This window comes from Hyphobacterium vulgare, assembly GCF_042643335.1.
GTDB classification, from domain to species: Bacteria; Pseudomonadota; Alphaproteobacteria; order Caulobacterales; family Maricaulaceae; genus Hyphobacterium; species Hyphobacterium vulgare.
In genome coordinates this window covers 405086-419178 of record NZ_JBHRSV010000001.1, presented here as the reverse complement: position 1 = coordinate 419178, position 14093 = coordinate 405086, and the positions used below count along the sequence as shown (strand labels likewise).

Sequence of the window (14093 nt, the reverse complement as noted above, 5' to 3'; positions counted from 1 at the left end):
AACGATATGCGTCTCAATGATTTGCGCGACAACGAAGGCGCCACGAAGAACCGGATGCGCGTCGGACGCGGTATCGGTTCGGGCAAGGGCAAGACCGGTGGCCGCGGCGTGAAGGGTCAGAAGGCCCGTTCCGGCGTCGCGATCAAGGGTTTCGAGGGTGGTCAGATGCCGCTCCACATGCGCCTGCCGAAGCGCGGCTTCAACCAGCCGAACCGTCTGAAGTTCGCCGAGATCAATCTCGGTCGTCTCCAGAAGGCGATCGACGCCAAGAAGATCGATGCCAAGAAGGCGATCGACGCGGCGTCGCTGGTCGAGGCCGGCGTGCTGCGCCGTGCACATGACGGGCTGCGCCTCCTTGCGAAAGGCGAGCTGAAGACCAAAGTCCAGATCACCGTGTCGGGCGCCTCCAAGGCGGCGGTCGAAGCGGTCGAGAAGGCTGGCGGATCGGTGACGATCAACAAGCCGGCTCGGACCGAGGCCGCGGAGTAGGCCAAGGCCGGGTAACTGGGTCGAAGCCGCTTCCTGAGGGGACATCATGGCATCCGCTGCTGAACAGCTTGCGCAGAACATCAATCTCGGATCCTTCGCCAAGGCGAAGGAGCTGCAGAAGCGTATCCTGTTCACTCTGGGTATCCTGGTCGCCTACCGGATCGGCACGTACATCCCGGTTCCGGGTATCGATCCGGTTCAGTACGCGTCCGTCTTCCAGAACCAGCTCGGGGGTAATGACGGCATCCTCGGGATGGTGAACATCTTCGCGGGCGGTGCCGTGGAGCGCATGGCGATCTTTGCGCTCAACGTGATGCCCTACATCTCCGCGTCGATCATCATGCAGCTGATGGCGGCGACGATCCCGTCGCTGGAGAAGCTGAAGAAGGAAGGCGGCGAGGCGGGCCGCAAGCAGATCAACCAGTATTCGCGCTATCTTACCGTCTTCCTGGCGATGGCGCAGGGTCTGGCGATCGCGCTGTCGATGATCCGTCCGGATCCGTCGACCGGTGCCACGATCGCGCTGGAGCCGGGTCTGTTCTTCGTGGTCACGACGGTGACGACCTTTGTCGGCGGCACCATGCTCCTTCTGTGGATGGGCGAGCAGATCACCGCGCGCGGCGTCGGCAATGGCGTGTCGCTGATCATCTTCACCGGCATCATCACGATCCTGCCAGGGACGTTGTTCGGCCTGCTCCAGCAGGCGGAGCAGGGCGCGATCGGAGCCGGCACGGCCTTCCTGATCCTCGCGCTGATGATCGGAACCGTGATCTTCGTGGTCTTCATCGAACGTTCGCAGCGCCGGATCCTGGTGCAGTACCCGAAGCGCCAGATGGGCACGCGCATGGTCGGGGGCGAAACCTCCTTCCTGCCGCTGAAGCTCAACACGGCGGGCGTCATTCCGGCGATCTTCGCGACGTCACTGCTGCTGCTGCCGGCGACGATCGCGAGCTTTGCATCGCAAACCGATATCCAGTGGCTGCAGACGGCGGCGGCCGTGCTCGGCCGTGGTCAGCCGGCCTTCCTCATTCTCTATGCCGCGCTGATCATCTTCTTCACCTTCTTCTACACGTCGATCGTCTTCAATCCGGAAGACACGGCCGACAATCTGCGCAAATACGGCGGTTTCCTGCCGGGCATCCGTCCGGGCAAGCGCACCGCGGAATATCTCGATTACGTGCTGTCGCGACTGACGGTGATCGGCGCGATCTATCTGACCATCGTCTGCCTGGTGCCGGAATTCATTCGCGGCCCGGCGTCGGCCGTGACCTTCGCCCTTGGCGGCACCTCGATCCTGATTGTGGTGTCGGTGACGCTCGACACGGTTGGCCAGATCCAGTCGCACCTGCTGGCGCACCAGTATGAAGGCCTGATCAAGAAGACCAAGCTGCGGGGTCGCCGTCGATGAACCTGGTCCTGTTCGGTCCTCCGGGCTGCGGCAAGGGCACGCAGGCGAAGCGCATCGTCGCGGAGCGGGGCTGGGTCCAGCTCTCGACCGGCGACATGCTGCGCGCCGCCAAGTCTTCAGGTTCGGAACTCGGCCAGCGGGTTGCCGGCATCATGGATCGCGGCGAACTCGTTTCCGACGAGATCGTCATCGCGCTGATCGAGGAACGCCTTCCCGAGGCCGAGGCTGCGGGCGGGGCCATCTTCGACGGTTTCCCGCGCACGGTCGCCCAGGCCGAAGCGCTCGACCGGCTTCTGGAAAGCCGGGGCACTAAGGTGGATGTGGTCATCCGCCTGACGGTCGATGAGGACGAGCTGGTCCAGCGCGTGGTGCGCCGGGCCGAGCAGGAGAATCGCCCGGACGACACCCCCGAGGTGATCCGGACGCGGCTCGCCGTCTACAACAATCAGACCGCACCGCTCATCCCCTATTACGAAGCAAAAGGGATTGTGCGCGAGGTCAATGGAATGGGCACGATGGACGAGGTGGCAGCCGCCATTTCACGCGTGCTGGATAAAGGTTGAAAACTGACTGTCGTCCCGGTTGACGGGACGAGGGTCGAGACTATAGATAGCGCCCTTCGCGAAACGGGCGGCACGCGGCCGGCTCCCACCAGTGGGAACCGGGCAAGGGCCTGACCCGTGATTGGCGCGACCAAGGTAAGGAGAGCATCGTGGCCCGCATCGCCGGCGTCAATATTCCGACGAACAAGCGCGTGGAAATCGCCCTGCGCTATATCCACGGCATTGGTCCAGCCAAAGCGAAAGAGATCTGTGAAAAGGTCGGCATCGCCTCGGACCGCCGTGTCAACGACCTGACCGACGCGGAAGTGCTGCAGATCCGCGAAACCATCGACCGTGACTACATGGTCGAGGGCGATCTGCGCCGTGATGTCGCGGTCAACATCAAGCGGCTGATGGACCTGGGTAACTACCGGGGCCTGCGTCATCGCCGCGGTCTGCCAGTGCGCGGCCAGCGCACGCACACCAATGCGCGCACCCGCAAAGGTCCGGCGAAACCGATCGCCGGCAAGAAGAAGTAGGGGTGAAGGGCTGAGATGGCTAAAGAACCGCAAAAAGTCCGCAAGCGCGAACGGAAGAACATCATTTCCGGTGTTGCGCATGTGAACGCCAGCTTCAACAACACGATGATCACCATCGCGGATGCGCAGGGAAACACGATTTCCTGGTCGTCCGCCGGTGCCAACGGTTTCAAGGGTTCGCGCAAGTCGACCCCGTACGCCGCGCAGATCGCCGCAGAGCAGGCGGGCCGCAAGGCGATGGAACACGGCATGAAGACGCTGGAAGTGAACGTGTCCGGTCCGGGTTCGGGCCGCGAGTCGGCGCTGCGTGCGCTGCAGTCCATCGGGTTCACGCTGACGACGATTCGCGACGTCACGCCGATCCCGCACAATGGCTGCCGTCCGCCGAAGCGCCGCCGCGTCTAGTATCCCCGAGGGGCCGCGCCTGGCGCGGCCTGTCGGCGACCGGATTACATCGCGCGAACGGGCAGGGCCCGTCACCGCGCGCGAGAGAGAGGCAAGACCCGTGATCGAGAAGAATTGGCAAGAGCTGATCCGTCCGATGAAGCCCGAAGTGAAGTCGGGCCACAACCCGGAACGGAACGCGACGATCGTCGCGGAACCGCTGGAGCGCGGTTTCGGCATGACGCTCGGCAACGCGCTGCGCCGTGTGCTGCTGTCGTCGCTTCAGGGCGCGGCCGTGACCGCGATCCAGATCGACGGTGTGGTGCACGAATTCTCGTCGATCCCGGGCGTCCGTGAAGACGTCACGGACATCGTCCTGAACATCAAGCAGGTCGCCCTGCGCATGCATGGCGAAGGCCCCAAGCGCGTCGTTCTGCGCAAGTCGGGTCCGGGCGAAGTGACCGCCGGCGACATCGAAGAGACGGCCGACATCGAAGTGGTCAACAAGGACCACGTGATCTGCACGCTCGACGAGGGCGCGGAAGTCCGCTTCGTGCTGACAATCAATACCGGCAAGGGCTATGTCCCGGCCGAGCGCAACCGTCCGGAAGACGCGCCGATCGGCCTGATCGCCGTCGACTCGCTCTACAGCCCGGTCAAGCGCGTCGCCTACCGCGTGGAAAATACCCGCGAAGGCCAGGTGCTCGACTATGACAAGCTGATCCTGGACGTCGAAACCAACGGCACGATCAAGCCGGAAGACGCCGTGGCCTATGCCGCGCGCATCCTTCAGGACCAGTTCCAGATCTTCATCAACTTCGAGGAAGCCGTCGAGAAGCGGAGCGCCGAGGACGATCGTCCGGAGCTGGACTTCAACCCGGCGCTGCTGAAGAAGGTCGACGAGCTGGAATTGTCGGTCCGTTCGGCCAACTGCCTGAAGAACGACAACATCGTCTATATCGGCGACCTGATCCAGAAGTCCGAGGCGGAAATGCTCCGCACCCCGAATTTCGGCCGCAAGTCGCTCAACGAGATCAAGGAAGTTCTCGCCCAGATGGGTCTCCACCTGGGTATGGAAGCGCCGAACTGGCCGCCGGAGAACATCGAAGAGCTCGCCAAACGTTTTGAGGAACACGTCTGATCCCGCGTCCGCGAGGACCCGGTAATTCGGACCATCAGGAGTATTCGCCATGCGTCACGGCGTCGCCCATCGCAAGCTCGGCCGCACCACGTCTCACCGTCACGCCATGTTCGCCAACATGGCCGCGTCGCTGATCGAGCACGAACAGATCGTCACCACCTTGCCGAAGGCCAAGGAACTGAAGCCGATCATGGACAAGCTCATCACGCTCGCGAAGCGCGGTGACCTCCATGCGCGCCGCCAGGCCATTTCCAAGGTCCGTGACGTGAACCAGGTCGCCAAGCTGTTCGAAACGCTCGGCCCGCGTTATGCCGAGCGCAATGGCGGCTACACCCGCGTCCTGAAGGCCGGTTTCCGCCATGGCGACAACGCTGCCCTGGCCGTGATCGAACTGGTCGATCGTGACCCGGAAGCCCGCGGCGCCGCCGATCGCGCGCGCATGGCCGAAATGGGCGCTTCGGACGAATAGTCCCTGCCGTCCAATCGCATTGCCGCGTTCGCGCGGCCGTGAAACGCCCTTCCCGAAACCGGGGAGGGCGTTTTCGATTCCGGGCTTGCATTTTCCATTAACATCGATATATCGAGAAGTATGGAAACATTAGAGGCGATCGAGGCGCTTGGCGCCCTGGCCCAGGAAACCCGGCTGGAAGCCTTCCGCACGCTCGTCCAGCATGAGCCGGAGGGGCTGCCGGCTGGCGAGATCGCCCGCCATCTGTCCGTGCCGCAGAACACGATGTCCACCCACCTTGCCATTCTGGTGAATGCGGGGCTGGCGGACTCCCGCCGTGAAGGGCGCTCGGTCATCTACCGCGCCCGGCTGTCAGCGATGGAGGGGCTGATCGGCTACCTCCTGAAGGATTGTTGCCGCGGACAGGCCTGCCTCCCCGAAGCCGAAATCAATCAAGGACAATGCCCATGAAGCGCATGCACATGCACCTGTCGGTCGCGGACCTCGATCGCAGTGTCGCCTTCTACAGCGGGCTGTTCGGCACGGCACCGACCGTGCTGAAGGCCGACTATGCGAAATGGATGCTCGATGATCCTCGGGTCAACTTCGCCATTTCCGTTCACGAAGGCACCGCGAAGGGCATCGAGCACGTGGGGCTTCAGGTCGAGAGCGAAGACGAGCTTTCCGAAGTCTATGGCCGCATCAGGCAGGCAGGACAGCCCTTCCTCGAAGAAGGCAAGACGACCTGCTGCTATGCGAAGTCCGAAAAGGGCTGGGTCGCCGACCCCGACGGCGTGCTGTGGGAAGCCTTCCTGACGACCGGCGAGTCGACCGTCTATGGCGACCGCATCCAGGTGGCCCACGCGGCCGCGGCGATCCGGGACGACCAGGCGCCGCAGGGGGTTTGCTGTCCGGCAAAGACCGAGACCGCGCCGCCGGCGCCGTGCTGCGGGTAGAACCATGTCCGACGCGCGTGTGCGGAACGTTCTGTTCCTGTGTACCGGCAACTCGGCGCGCTCCGTGCTCGCCGAGGCCATCCTCAATGCCTCCGCCAAGGGACGTTTCCGGGCCTATAGCGCCGGGAGCCAGCCGAAGGGCGAGGTGCATCCCCTGACGCTCGACACGCTTCGGGTCCTGAAATACCCCGCCGAGGGGTATCGCTCGAAGAGCTGGGACGAATTCGCAGTCGAGGATGGCTCCCAATTCGACTTCGTCTTCACCGTCTGCGACAGCGCGGCAGCCGAAGTCTGTCCGATCTGGCCCGGTCAACCTATGACCGCGCATTGGGGCGTGCCCGATCCCGCCGCCGCCACGGGAAGCGAGGCCGAACGCCGCGCCGCCTTTCTCGAAGCCTTTCGCCAGCTCAACAACCGGATTTCGATCTTCCTGTCGCTGCCGATGGAGAGCATCGACCGGATGAGCCTGCAGCACCGGCTCGATGAAATCGGCCGGACGGGAGACGCGTCTTGACGACCGGTACGCCTGCGTCCGCAATCGCTACGCCGCTCGGCCCGTTCGAGAAATGGCTGTCGGTCTGGGTCGGCCTGTCGATCCTGTCCGGCGTGGTGCTCGGGAATGTGATCCCCGGTGTGTTCCGGTCGATCGCGGGGGTCGAATACGCCTCGGTGAACCTGGTCGTTGCGGTGCTGATCTGGGCGATGATCTATCCGATGATGGTGGCCGTCGATTTCGGCAGCCTCCGACAGGTCGGCGCGAAGCCCAAGGGCCTCATTCTGACCGTTGCCGTGAACTGGCTGATCAAGCCCTTCACCATGGCCGCGCTCGGCGTGCTGTTCTTCGAATTCCTGTTTGCGCCCTTCATCGCGCCTGCCGATGCGCAGCAATACATTGCGGGACTGATCCTGCTCGGTGCTGCCCCGTGTACCGCAATGGTGTTCGTCTGGTCGCAAATGACGAAGGGCGATCCGGCCTACACGCTGGTCCAGGTGTCGGTGAACGACATCATCATGGTGTTCGCCTTCGCGCCCATCGTCGCCTTGCTGCTCGGCGTGACCGACATCGTGATCCCGTGGGAGACCCTGCTGTTGTCGGTGGGGCTCTATGTGGTCGTGCCCCTGCTGGCAGGCGCGATCACCCGCATGGTCGTGCTTCGATCCGCGAACGGCGATGCCGGGGCCATCGACCGTTTCACCGCAAGGCTGAAGCCGGCCTCGGTCCTGGGACTTTTACTGACAGTCGTGCTGCTGTTCGGCTTCCAGGCCGGAACGATCGTGTCGCAGCCCCTGCTGATCGCGCTCATTGCCGCCCCGATCATCGTGCAGAGCTACGGCATTTTCGCGCTCGCCTATGGCGCGGCGTGGCTGTGGCGGGTGCCGCACCGGATCGCCGCGCCGTGCGCGCTGATCGGCACGTCGAATTTCTTCGAGCTGGCGGTCGCGGTGGCGATCAGCCTGTTCGGGCTGGGCAGCGGGGCGGCATTGGCGACCGTCGTCGGCGTGCTGGTCGAGGTGCCGGTCATGCTGTCGCTTGTCGCCATCGCAAACCGGACGCGGGGACGGTTCACGGCCGATTTGTGAGGACACGACTTTTCACACCCGTAATGCGCGTTTCATATTGAATTCATGCGAAAGGCGGCTTTCTTGATCGGAATGCCGCCTTTTCATGATTGAAACGGGCCATCGTCCGAAGGGGAGTCGACGAGATGAACCGCATCGCCATCCTTGCCATTGCGACCGTGATGTTTGCTGCCGCCTGCGGCGCGCAGGAACCGGTCGACGAGGCCCTGACCGGCGCGCCCCAGAGCGAGGCTTTGGGCGAGACCCTGGCCGATGCCGACTTCCGCGAGGTTCCGGCCAGCCAGGGGCAGATGATGCTGTCCTTCGCGCCGATCGTGCGCGAGGCGGCCCCCGCAGTGGTCAACGTCTATTCCACGCGCGTTACGCAGCGGCGCATGGATCCCTTCTTCGAACGCTTCTTCGGGCCGCAGGGACCGCAAAGCGACGTCCAGCAATCGCTCGGTTCGGGCGTGATCGTCGACCCGTCCGGCATCATCGTCACCAACAATCATGTCGTCGAACAGGCGACCGAGCTGCGCGTCGTCCTCAATGACCGCCGTGAGTTCGAGGCCGAAATCCTGCTCGCTGACGACCGCACCGACCTTGCCGTGCTGAGGGTCGTGACCGACGAGCCGCTGCCGACCCTGCCCTATGCCCAGCCCGGCGCGGCGCAGATCGGCGATCTGGTGCTGGCGATCGGCAATCCGTTCGGCGTCGGGCAGACCGTCACGTCCGGCATCGTCTCGGCGCTGGCGCGAACCGAAGTCGGGGTGACGGATTTTGCCTTCTTCATCCAGACCGATGCCGCGATCAATCCGGGCAATTCCGGCGGAGCCCTTGTGAACATGGACGGCCAGCTGATCGGCGTGAATTCGGCGATCTATTCGCGCTCGGGCGGCTCGAACGGGATCGGCTTCGCCATCCCGATCGAAATGGTGCGCCGGGTTGTCGACGCGGCCATGACAGACGGCGAGCTGATCCAGCCCTGGCTGGGTGCGCGGCTGCAGACCGTTACCGGCACGATCGCCGACAGTCTCGGACTCGACCGGCCGCAGGGCGCGCTGATCGCCGATCTCTATCCGGGCTCGGCGGCCGCCGCGGCCGGGCTGGAGCAGGGCGATATCGTCCTCGCCATCGACGGGGTCGATGTGAATGACGAGGCCGGTGCCAATTTCCGCTACGCCACACGCGCCATCGGCGAGGAGGCCGAATTCAGCGTGATGCGCGACGGCCGCCGGATCGATGTCGGCATCCCGGTGCGCATCGCCCCGGCCGATCCGGACCCGGACCGGCAGGTGATTGGCGGCCGCAATCCGCTCGCCGGAGCCGAGCTGGCGAACCTCTCGCCGGCCTTCAATGACGAGCTGGGAATTGACCCGTTCGCCCGCGGCGTGATTGTGCTGGCGGTGCAGCGCGGCAGTGCGGCGGACTATTTCGGCCTCAGGCCCGGCGACCGGGTGCTGATGCTGCAGGACCGCCGGATCGACCGCGTCGAGGACGTGACCGACGTGATTTCAGGCGAGAACGACAGCAAGTCGTCCTGGCCGATCGCGATCGAGCGCCGCGGCCAGCGCGTGGAGCGCACGCTGCGGCTTTAGGCGGTCGTGTCAGCGGCGCGCGGCCCGCATCCAGAGCCACGCGCCGCAGCACTGGGGTCTACTAGCGCGTGTAGGTTTCGCACTCATTCATCACGGCCTGGCCTTCCACCTTGCAGATCTGGACCGACGTGAAATCGGGCAGGTTCGGACCGCGGTAATTCACGACGTAGAAGGGAAGGGGACCGCGCGATTGTTCGGGGAACACGCCCATCGCGAGAGACCCGCCCTCGTTTTCGCCAAAGATGATGAAGTCGAGACGGTCCGTCACGGTCAGGCAGAGGTGGGTAATGATCGCCTCGGCCTCGGTCAACGAGACCGTTCCGGTGGCGTCGCCATTGAAGGTCGCCAGACGGCGCAGCATGCGGCTGTTCGTCGGCCGGTTCGGCATGCAGTTTGTGAACGGCTCCATTTCGACCGTGCCCGTTGCCGTTGACGAGTTGCCGGAGGCATTGACGGCCTGGAATTGGAAGCTCACCGACGCGCCGCTGTCGGGAAGGTCGATCTCGAGCATGCCTGTCAGATCGTTGAACGTGTAGGGCGCGGATGGCGGTGCGGTGAGCACGAAGCGTTCGATATCGCCCGACGCAAAGTCGTCGAGATCGACCCGGTAAGTCCCGTCGATATCGTCGGCTTCGGTAAAGTTCGACACGGTGGGCAGGGGCAAGGCCGTGACGGAGATATCCGCCGTGGCGGCTTCTGACGCACCTGAACTGTTCACCGCGCGGAAGGTGAAGCTGTCCGATCCGCCGATGGACGGCGCGGTGTAGGTGTATTCCCCCGTCGCGGTATTGAGCGTGACCGAGCCGAGCGTCGGCTGGGTGACAATCTCGAATGACGAGGCATAGCCGGTCAGATGATCGGCCAGGGAGCCGGTCAGCGTCTTCGTCGCCTCGACGCTGCCGCCAAAGCCGGAAACGGTCGGGGGTTGAAGACCCGCTTCGTCACGGATGGCGACCGAGGTGGAGCCGCGGACCACGCCGCCGACTTCCATCTGAACCTGGAAGCGATGGCGCGACACGAAGGGCGTCGGCCATGTGGTGCGGACGAAGACACCGAAGGTCGGGGTTTCGCCGGGGCCGACATTGAGTGTCACGCTCGCTGCAGGCGTGGCCATGCACGCGCCCGAAGTGTTCGTCTGACAAACCTCGCCGGTGGCGGGCAGGGCCGGGTCGAGCGAACGGGCGCTGACGGTCACTTCACCCGCGCCGCCGATATTCGCGGTGGCGACCGAGAAGACACCGCGGCGGCCGGCCGGCACGTCGACAATGCCATTGGCGTTGATGGTGGCGGCAAGGGCGACGAGGTCCGGGCCACCGGTCGCGTCGGATCCGAGATTGACGGTGTTCAGCCCCGCGGTGACCTCCGCCATCGGCACGTTGGCGCAGGATACGAACGGCGCGAAGGACACGCCGGACACGTCGGTCGACGGCGTCAGGGAGATCACAAAGGTCTGGAAGGCGCGCGCCGGAATGTCGACCGGCGTGTTCGGGTCGCCGATGGCGCCATTCGTGGCCGGGTCTGTGCGCTGGTAGGTGAAGGCGTTGCGGTCCGGACCGTGGTGCTGCACCCGGCAGGCTTCGGCGGTCACATCATTGGGGTTCACGACGGTCATGAAGACGGTGGCCGGCGATCCCGTCTGGACGAAGCGGCTGGTCGGCAGGACAGCCGACCGCATGCGATTGAGCGGTACAGCGGTCTGGCGATTGCCGCCCACACTGTATTCGCGTAGCGCCCGCGAGGCATCGGCTTCGTTCGGCTGACCAACCGGGATGCCGCAGACGCTGCCGCGTTCCGGGCAGGGACGTGTAGCATCCGAGAATTCCAGCTGTGGGAATTGGCCATACGACATGACCGAGCCATAAACTCCGCCGAGCGCGAAATCGTTGCTGATCATGTATCCGCGCGCCCAGTCGACTGGCAGGCCCGCCGTACCGTCGGTTTCCACACCGTGCGCGAGCCCGAGATTGTGACCGGTCTCGTGAGTGAGCACGTGACTGTTGTGGCAGACATTGTATTGCGGGGCGATACCGTACTCGAGCGTCGGGTCCAGCAGCAGCGCGATGCCGCAGAAGGTGTCGCGGCCGGGGACCTGGATCCGGTTGATCGAGTAGATGTCCGCCCCGAGCGTGTCCATCCGGTCGCCGAGACCCTCGAAGCCGTTGATCTGGTCGAAAATTTCACTGATCAGCGTAAAGCCGCCGCGATCAGCCGTCAGATCGACGAAGCCCATATCGGTGATCGAGGCGGACATCGGGACGTCGGAGTTTTCGAAGGCCGTGGTCGCGCGGCCAACATCGGCCGCCGCCAGATCGACCAGGCCCCAGCCATATTGGTCGATCATGGTCTGGTCGTAGGCGTAGAACATGTCCACGACGCCATTGCCGGCCTGGGGCGACGCCGTGGACGGACGTCCGGCGGATGCCGGCGGGAGGACATGGTCCGTTCCGAAGGCCGTGTCCGGCGCGGGCCGCAGTATGAGTTCGCCCTGAACCGGTCCTTCGACCTGCCAGGACTGTCCGTCAATCACGACCGAGCCGAAAACGGCGTTCAGACCGCGAACCAGATAGAGTTCGCCCTCGCCATCGGTGGCGTGGGCAAAGACGGACGTGCCGCCAGCGACGGTGGACTGAACCGCACCGATCCGCATCCGGGCGATTTCGCCGTCCGGCAGGGGAAGGACCAGTGTCCGCCCTGCGCGTTCGGCGAAGACCGCTTCGTTCAACCTGAGTGTGTGTGGCGGCGATTCCCCGGCGGCGGCATCGGCCGCCACGCCATCGGACCCGATCGTCCAAACGGCGATATCGTCTGCCATTGCTGTCGCGGAAACCGACAGCATACCCAACGCACACACAAATCCACGGATCATTTATCACTCCCCTTTGTGGTCTTATAGACCAGCAAAATCACAGACTTGCAACACTGCATGGTTAAAAGCTGCCGATATCCGTTTCAGCCAATGCCCGAACCCGCCTAGTCTCGTAGGCGATGAGCAATCTGTTCGAAGCGGCCGGTATGGATGACGGGGCGCCGCGGCCCCTGGCCGACCGGCTGCGCCCGCGAATGCTCGACGAGGTTGTGGGGCAGGATCATCTCCTGAAGGGCAAGGGACCGATCGCGCGGATGCGCGATCAGGGCCGGATCGCCTCGATGATATTGTGGGGCCCGCCGGGGGTCGGCAAGACCACGATCGCGCGCCTTCTGGCGCAGGATTCGGGCCTCGAATTCGAACCGCTCTCGGCGGTGTTTTCCGGCGTCGCGGACCTCAAGAAAGTGTTCGAACGCGCCCGCGCGCGGCGGCAGGCGGGCCGGGGCACGCTCCTCTTCGTCGACGAGATTCACCGCTTCAACCGGGCGCAGCAGGACGGCTTCCTGCCGGTCGTCGAGGAAGGCGTGATCACGCTCGTTGGCGCGACGACGGAAAACCCGTCCTTCGAACTCAACGCGGCCCTTCTGTCGCGCTGTCAGGTGCTGGTGCTGAAGCGGCTCGGTGATGAGGCGCTGGGTCAGTTGCTGGACCGGGCGGAGGCGGACTATGGCCGCGACCTGCCGGTCACACCCGAGGGCCGGGCAACGTTGACGGCGCTGGCGGACGGGGACGGGCGCTATCTCCTGAACCTCGCCGAGGAAGTGTTCGAGAGCGAACCGGACCACAAGCTCGAACCGCGTGAGATCGCCGAACTCCTGCAGAAGCGCGCCCCCGCCTACGACAAGGACCGGGAGGAGCACTACAATCTCATTTCCGCGCTGCACAAGGCGGTGCGCGGGTCGGACCCGAATGCGGCGCTCTACTGGCTGGCGCGCATGCTGGGGGCAGGGGAAGATCCGCTCTTCCTCGCGCGGCGGATCGTGCGGATGGCGAACGAGGATATCGGCCTGGCTGACCCGACCGCCATCCATGCCGCGCTCGCGGCCAAGGACGTCTACGATTTCCTGGGTTCGCCCGAAGGCGAGCTCGCGTTGGCGCAGGCGGTGGTGCACCTGGCCTGCGCGCCGAAGTCGAACGCGGTCTACACCGCCTGGAAGGGCGCGATGAAGACGGCGCGGGAAACCGGCAGCCTGATGCCGCCGAAACACATTCTCAACGCGCCGACCAAGCTGATGAAGTCGGAGGGCTATGGCTCGGGATACGAGTACGACAATGATGCCGAGGGCGGCGTCTCGGGGCAGGACTATTTCCCCGACGAGATGCGGGAGCGGCCGGTCTTCTACCGCCCGACCGACCGCGGACGGGAGGCGGTGATTGCCGAACGGCTCGAGCGCTGGCGGGCGCTGCGGAACAATCGGCGGGGCTAGACCTTGGGCGCGTTAGCGGAGATGAATGGGCTGTCGCAGTGCTTTGGCTAGGGTGATTTGTGACCGAACTTTGCGCAGTCCTGACCGGAGATCTCGTCGGTTCGAGTCAAGCCGATCCGCATCTGGTGTCGCGAGCCTTCGAGGCTCTGGCGTCAGCTGATGATGAAGTGCGATCCTGGTTTGGTGCTGCGTCTTCTTCCGCGCTTCAACGCCATCGCGGCGATGGGTGGCAGGCCTTCGTGCCACTATCCGTATACGCCCTGCGGGCAGCATGCGTTTACAGTGCTGCTGTAGCCGCGGTCGATAAGCGCATGGCCACTCGTATTTGCGTCGGTATAGGACGGATTGCCGAGCTGTCCGTTGACGGTTTGGGCGCGTCAAGCGGACGCGCGTTCGAACTTTCCGGGCGCGGTCTGGAGCAAATGGGAAAGTCCAGTCGCCTCTCCGCCCGCGCCGATGAGACGGTGCTTCACAGTGGGTGGATCGAAGCAGTGTTTGATCTTGCCGATGTGATCGTTTCAGGCTGGACGCCGCGTCAGGCGGTGGTTGCCCAACACCTTCTTGTCCGGAATGCACCGTCTCAGTCGGAGTTGGGGGATAGGCTGGGTATTTCTCAACAGGCCGTTCAGGACCATTTCAGCCGAGCCCACGGCATGGCGCTTTCCGCCGCGTGCGATCGGTTAGAGAGTGGCCTCAACAAGTGAAAAGGGTTGTATTTTTGACAAACAACACATT

At 64.4% G+C, this 14093-nt stretch carries 15 protein-coding genes; 14 read left to right on the top strand and 1 reads right to left on the bottom strand.

Features of this window, described 5'->3' with window-relative positions; translation table 11 throughout:
* Positions 1-6 precede the first annotated feature (6 nt).
* The 12 genes from rplO (at position 7) to ACFOOR_RS02105 (ending at position 9065) form a co-directional block, all read left to right on the top strand.
* Positions 7-489, top strand: coding sequence for a 50S ribosomal protein L15 (gene rplO / locus ACFOOR_RS02160; RefSeq protein WP_343163393.1), 483 nt, complete (start codon positions 7-9; stop codon positions 487-489).
* A 46-nt stretch (positions 490-535) separates the two neighbouring features.
* The gene (secY, locus tag ACFOOR_RS02155) at positions 536-1897 is read left to right on the top strand and encodes a preprotein translocase subunit SecY (protein WP_343163394.1); all 1362 of its coding nucleotides are present in this window, start codon (positions 536-538) and stop codon (positions 1895-1897) included.
* Positions 1894-2460 (top strand): adenylate kinase, encoded by a 567-nt coding sequence (locus ACFOOR_RS02150; RefSeq protein WP_343163395.1) that lies wholly within the window; start codon positions 1894-1896, stop codon positions 2458-2460. The genes secY and ACFOOR_RS02150 overlap by 4 nt, the downstream gene beginning before the upstream one ends.
* Before the next feature lie 149 nt (positions 2461-2609).
* The gene (gene rpsM / locus ACFOOR_RS02145; RefSeq protein ID WP_343163396.1) at positions 2610-2978 is read left to right on the top strand and encodes a 30S ribosomal protein S13; all 369 of its coding nucleotides are present in this window, start codon (positions 2610-2612) and stop codon (positions 2976-2978) included.
* A gap of 15 nt (positions 2979-2993) precedes the next feature.
* Entirely contained in the window at positions 2994-3383 is a 390-nt protein-coding gene (gene rpsK / locus ACFOOR_RS02140) for a 30S ribosomal protein S11 (RefSeq protein ID WP_343163397.1), read from the top strand.
* Positions 3384-3483: 100 nt separating this feature from the next.
* Positions 3484-4503 carry a DNA-directed RNA polymerase subunit alpha gene (locus ACFOOR_RS02135; RefSeq protein WP_343163398.1) on the top strand — a complete coding sequence of 340 codons (1020 nt, stop codon included), beginning with the start codon at positions 3484-3486 and terminating at the stop codon, positions 4501-4503.
* A 49-nt stretch (positions 4504-4552) separates the two neighbouring features.
* Positions 4553-4972: a 50S ribosomal protein L17 gene (rplQ, locus tag ACFOOR_RS02130; protein WP_343163399.1), complete on the top strand. Its 420-nt coding sequence runs from the start codon at positions 4553-4555 to the stop codon at positions 4970-4972.
* Between the two features lie 120 nt (positions 4973-5092).
* Positions 5093-5422, top strand: a complete 330-nt coding sequence (locus ACFOOR_RS02125) for an ArsR/SmtB family transcription factor (protein WP_343163400.1) — start codon at positions 5093-5095, stop codon at positions 5420-5422.
* A complete protein-coding gene (locus tag ACFOOR_RS02120; protein ID WP_343163401.1) occupies positions 5419-5907 on the top strand; it encodes an ArsI/CadI family heavy metal resistance metalloenzyme in 489 nt (162 codons plus the stop codon). The genes ACFOOR_RS02125 and ACFOOR_RS02120 overlap by 4 nt, the downstream gene beginning before the upstream one ends.
* A 4-nt stretch (positions 5908-5911) precedes the next feature.
* Positions 5912-6421, top strand: a complete 510-nt coding sequence (locus ACFOOR_RS02115; RefSeq protein WP_343163402.1) for an arsenate reductase ArsC — start codon at positions 5912-5914, stop codon at positions 6419-6421.
* Positions 6418-7488: an ACR3 family arsenite efflux transporter gene (arsB, locus tag ACFOOR_RS02110; RefSeq protein WP_343163403.1), complete on the top strand. Its 1071-nt coding sequence runs from the start codon at positions 6418-6420 to the stop codon at positions 7486-7488. The genes ACFOOR_RS02115 and arsB overlap by 4 nt, the downstream gene beginning before the upstream one ends.
* A 125-nt stretch (positions 7489-7613) precedes the next feature.
* Entirely contained in the window at positions 7614-9065 is a 1452-nt protein-coding gene (locus ACFOOR_RS02105; protein WP_343163404.1) for a Do family serine endopeptidase, read from the top strand.
* Between the two features lie 61 nt (positions 9066-9126).
* Here ACFOOR_RS02105 and ACFOOR_RS02100 read toward each other — a convergent pair whose 3' ends face one another.
* Complete coding sequence (locus tag ACFOOR_RS02100; protein WP_343163405.1) at positions 9127-11931, bottom strand: Ig-like domain-containing protein; 2805 nt, start codon at positions 11929-11931, stop codon at positions 9127-9129.
* A 119-nt stretch (positions 11932-12050) separates the two neighbouring features.
* Between ACFOOR_RS02100 and ACFOOR_RS02095 the strand changes: the two genes are divergently transcribed.
* Positions 12051-13358 (top strand): replication-associated recombination protein A, encoded by a 1308-nt coding sequence (locus ACFOOR_RS02095; RefSeq protein ID WP_343163406.1) that lies wholly within the window; start codon positions 12051-12053, stop codon positions 13356-13358.
* 59 nt (positions 13359-13417) lie between these two features.
* The gene (locus ACFOOR_RS02090) at positions 13418-14062 is read left to right on the top strand and encodes a hypothetical protein (protein ID WP_343163407.1); all 645 of its coding nucleotides are present in this window, start codon (positions 13418-13420) and stop codon (positions 14060-14062) included.
* Positions 14063-14093 lie beyond the last annotated feature (31 nt).